This is a genomic window from Hungatella sp. SL.1.14 (assembly GCF_024460495.1).
Taxonomy (GTDB): Bacteria; Bacillota; Clostridia; order Lachnospirales; family Lachnospiraceae; genus Hungatella; species Hungatella hathewayi.
Genome location: NZ_JANFYJ010000315.1, coordinates 1 through 303 on the forward strand (window position 1 = coordinate 1; position 303 = coordinate 303).

At 36.3% G+C, this 303-nt stretch carries 1 protein-coding gene; it reads left to right on the forward strand.

Features of this window, described 5'->3' with window-relative positions; all coding sequences use genetic code 11:
* A partial coding sequence (locus tag NE473_RS31155) for a hypothetical protein (protein WP_256265646.1) occupies positions 1 to 250 on the forward strand: 250 nt, incomplete at its 5' end.
* Positions 251 to 303 lie beyond the last annotated feature (53 nt).

A 303-nucleotide genomic window follows, 5' to 3' on the forward strand; every position in this document is an offset into this window, starting at 1 on the left:
ATTATCCATGCGAGATGACGATGGCTCGATGGAAGAATTCGCAAGAATTACAACTCCTTTTGTGAAAGACAAAATCGAAAGGAGATTCAGGATGTCAAAAGAGGAAAAGCACTTACAAGCTAAGATTCGTATATTCGAGGATATGCTTTTACGATGTAAGAATTTTGGTCAGGCAGAAGCGATTCAAATTGAATTGACAAGAATGAGAGCAAAACTACAAAAATTTTATTTCAAGAGAATGGAGTCCTAACAAGGGCTCTTTCTTTTTTATCGTTTGGAGAACTATTTTTATAGGGATGGGGA